The organism is Bradyrhizobium sp., assembly GCF_019242285.1.
Classification (GTDB): domain Bacteria; phylum Pseudomonadota; class Alphaproteobacteria; order Rhizobiales; family Xanthobacteraceae; genus Bradyrhizobium.
The window spans coordinates 1-3,868 of record NZ_JAFAVV010000354.1; the positions used below are offsets into that span (position 1 = coordinate 1).

A 3,868-nucleotide genomic window follows, 5' to 3' on the forward strand; every position below is an offset into this window, starting at 1 on the left:
CAGCCGCTCGACCCCAACGATCCGAGCGGGCTGACGGCGATCGACACGCCGTTCAACATTCGCGACACCAGCAGCTTGTTCGGCTGGCAGCTCGGAGGCTATGCCCAGGACGAGTGGCGCCTGACCGATCAGGTCACCTTCAACTACGGTCTGCGGTTCGACCAGATTTTCCAGTATGTCGACGCGAACCAGTTCAGCCCGCGCGCGAGCGTGACCTATAAGCCATGGTGGTCGACCGTGCTCCACATCGGCTACATGCGGACGTTCGAACCGGCACCGCAGGTGTTGGGTCGGGTGCCTCCGACGCAAATCTATGACAACACCACCGCGGGTACCCCGACCCTTACCCCCGATCAGGCCGCCGCGCTGCCCGGGCAGGTGGCCGGCCAACCGCTGCGGAATATCGGTGCGATCCAACCCGAGCGGGCGAACGTGTACGACGCCGGCTTCACGCAGCAATTGCTGCCGCAATGTCCGACGCTGGTCGGCGGAACGCCCACCAAAGCGCCAGTGCCCGCCATAAATTGCCCGAGCCTCGAGTTTGGCGGCAGCATCTATTACAAGACCGCCGACGATCTGCTTGACGACGGGCAGTTCGGCCAGGCTTACACGCTCACGGCGTTCAACTACGCGAAAGCCGAGAACTACGGCGCCGAACTGAAACTCAGGTTCAGGTGGGGAGGCTTGTCCGCTGACACCAGTTGGGCGTGGGGCGTGCAGCACGCGCACACGGTTGTATCGAACCAGACCCTGTTCACGCCGGACGACCTCGTCTACATCCAGAACAACTGGATCCACACTGATCACGATCAAACCTATACGGGTTCGGGAAGGGTCGCGTACCGGTGGAGCAACACCAATAGTTGGTTGGACGGCACCGTTGCGAGTGCAACCTTTATCTATGGTAGCGGCTTGCGGACCTCGATGGCATTGTTTCCAGGCTTGGTCTGTCCCAACTGCGACCACCTGCCATCCTATTGGCAGGTCAATACCGGCGTCTCGCACGAATTTGCCAACGGGTGGAACGGACTGCCGGTTACGGTGCGATTCGACGTGGTCAACGTGGGCGACTACATCTACCAGATCCGCAACGGTACCGGTGTCGGCGTGTTCGCGTCGCAATACGGACCACGGCGCGGCTACTACATGGGCATATCGCAGAAGATCGGGGGCCCCGAGAAGACTCCCGGTGTCATGCCCGGCTACTACACCAAGGCCCCGGCCCCAATCGCCTACTATTGGACCGGTGCTTATGTCGGCGCCAACTTCGGCGGCGCGTTCAGCGCCGGCGAGCACGTGCTCACGCCGATCGGCTGGGGTTCGACCAATCCGAGCGGCGTGCTCGGCGGCTTGCAGTTCGGTTACAATTATCTGGCTGCGCCGAGCTGGCTGGTCGGCATCGAGGCCGAGCTCGACTGGTCGTCGACGCAGGGCAAGACCAATTTCGTCGATCCGGCAGGGACCGCGTCGCTCTCGATCACCAGCGATCACAACTGGTACGACACGCTGACCGGCAGGGTCGGCTATGTGATGGGACCGCTGATGCTCTACGGAAAGGGCGGCGCCGCGTGGATGAATGCCGATTACAAGATGGAGGTGAACAGCGGGCTCGACGGCGTCACCTTGGCCAACACGACACGGCCCGGATGGACCGCCGGCGGCGGCTTCGAATACATGCTGGGGTCACATTGGTCGGCAAAGCTTGAATATGATCATCTGGCTTTCGGCAGCAAACCTTTGACGTTCGTGAATCCTTTCGGCAATAGGGTGACCGTGGAATCGGCAGTCAACCAAGTCAAAGCTGGCGTAAACTATCACCTTGAAGGATTGCTTTAGCAGCTACTTCGCGAGGCTCTCGCAGAACACACGAGGTGCGGGGAAACGATCGGGGGGCCGATCGAGAAAAGAAAGAAAGCGATGATACATAGCGGAAAGAAGCCTATCCTCGGATTATGGCGACACCGGCCGTCGGCCCTCGGTCTTCTGGTAGCCCTTGCGGTCGACTTGCCGCCCGCATTCGCCCAAGTTCCGGATTCCCTGCTGCCGCGCAATCTGTCGCCATGGGGAATGTTCCTCAACGCCGATATCGTCGTGAAGGCTGTCATGATTGGGCTGGCCTTCGCCTCGCTCGTCACCTGGACGATCTGGCTCGCCAAGACCATTGAGCTACGCGTCTCGAGGAGCCGCGCACTTCGCCGGGTCAGGATGCTGGAGCAACGCGGCAGCCTCACGGAGGCGGTCCATGAATGCGATGGCGATCGCGATGCTGTCGCACAGTTGATTCTCTCGACCGCGCGCGAGGCGGAGCTGTCCGACGGTATCGTCGATGATGGCTTCAAGGAGCGTGTTGCGCTTCGGCTGGAACGTGTGGAAGCGGCGATGACGCGACAGATTTCACGCGGTACCGGCATTCTTGCTACCATCGGCGCGACCGCCCCCTTTGTCGGCCTGTTCGGCACCGTGTGGGGCATCATGAACTCCTTCATCGGAATTTCGGAATCCCATACCACCAACCTCGCGGTGGTTGCCCCCGGCATTGCTGAGGCGCTGCTTGCCACCGCGCTCGGGCTCGTGGCCGCCATCCCGGCGGTCGTGATCTACAACCATCTCGCCCGCGTGATCGCCGGCTATCGTGCGATCCTGAGCGACGCCTCGGCGCAACTGCTGCTTCTGGTCAGCCGCGGGCAGCGCAGCCAGGGCATAGTCCTGTCGCGTGCTGCGGAGTGACCGCCATGGCCGTACGTCTCGGTTCTCGTTCGACTGGCGATGATCTCGAAATTCAGCACGAGATCAACGTCACGCCTTTCATCGACGTGATGCTGGTGCTGCTTATCATCTTCATGGTGGCCGCGCCACTTGCCACCGTAGACATCGGTGTCAACCTTCCTGCGTCGACCGCGCCGGAGCAGCCCCGGCCAGACAAGCCTGTCTTCGTCACGATCAAGCCGGATCAGACCATTGCGGTCGGCGAAACCGTCGTAGATCGTCAAACCCTACCGAGCGCACTTGATGCCGCCACCAACAACCACAAGGACGAGACGATCTTCGTTCGCGCCGACAAATCACTGAGCTATGGCGAGCTGATGGAGGTGATGAACACCTTACGGGACGCCGGCTATCTCAAGCTCGCCCTGGTCGGGCTGGAAGCGCCGGCGACGAAACCATGAACGCCCACGCTCTGCATGTGCCCGACAATCGCGGCGTATCACGTTGGATGCTGGCGGCGCTGGCAATCCTGCTTGCGCATGCGGCAATCGTGGCAGCGGTTGCTTTGTGGTACGTCCGCGCGCCGAAGACGCCTAACATCATTCCGGCAATCAGTGTGACGCTTGCTCCGGTCGAAGCAAGTTCGCCAGAAATCCAGAACCAGGACATCGCGGTCGGCCCGACCATGCAACAGGCGGAGGAGACGCCCAAGGAGCAGCCCAAGCAGGAGCAGCCAGTCGAGAAGGTCGAGCAGCCGCCTCCGCCGCAAGCGCAGGCCGAGGTCACCCTCCCGCAAGAGACGCCCAAACAAATTGAGGAGCCAAAGCCGCAGTTGCAGCCGCCTGCGCCCGAGACGCGCGCGCCTCCGAAGACCGAGCATGTCGGCCGGTTCTCACAGGCAAGCGCGAACGCTTACAATGCGCTGGTGTTCGGTCATCTGCAACGCTTCAAACGTTATCCGGCGGCGGCGCATGGTGCCTCAGGTACGACGGTGGTGCGATTTGAGTTGAATCGTGCGGGTGAGGTGATCGCAAGCGACGTATCGAAGTCGTCCGGCAACGTGGTACTCGACCGGGAAGCACTCGAGCTCCTGCATCGCGCCAGTCCCTTTCCTCCGTTCCCGGCCGAGAAGCCCGGGGCCGACGATAGCTTTCTCGCGCCG

At 61.9% G+C, this 3,868-nt stretch carries 4 protein-coding genes; all 4 read left to right on the forward strand.

Translation table 11 applies throughout. From position 1 onward, the window contains the following. A partial coding sequence (locus JOY90_RS13875) for a TonB-dependent receptor (protein WP_291691691.1) occupies positions 1 to 1,836 on the forward strand: 1,836 nt, incomplete at its 5' end. A gap of 105 nt (positions 1,837 to 1,941) precedes the next feature. Continuing rightward, complete coding sequence (gene exbB / locus JOY90_RS13880) at positions 1,942 to 2,727, forward strand: tonB-system energizer ExbB (RefSeq protein WP_291691694.1); 786 nt, start codon at positions 1,942 to 1,944, stop codon at positions 2,725 to 2,727. Between the two features lie 5 nt (positions 2,728 to 2,732). After that, a complete protein-coding gene (gene exbD / locus JOY90_RS13885; RefSeq protein ID WP_291691692.1) occupies positions 2,733 to 3,167 on the forward strand; it encodes a TonB system transport protein ExbD in 435 nt (144 codons plus the stop codon). After that, the coding region (locus JOY90_RS13890; RefSeq protein WP_291691693.1) for an energy transducer TonB at positions 3,164 to 3,868 on the forward strand (705 nt) is incomplete at its 3' end. The genes exbD and JOY90_RS13890, both read left to right, overlap by 4 nt.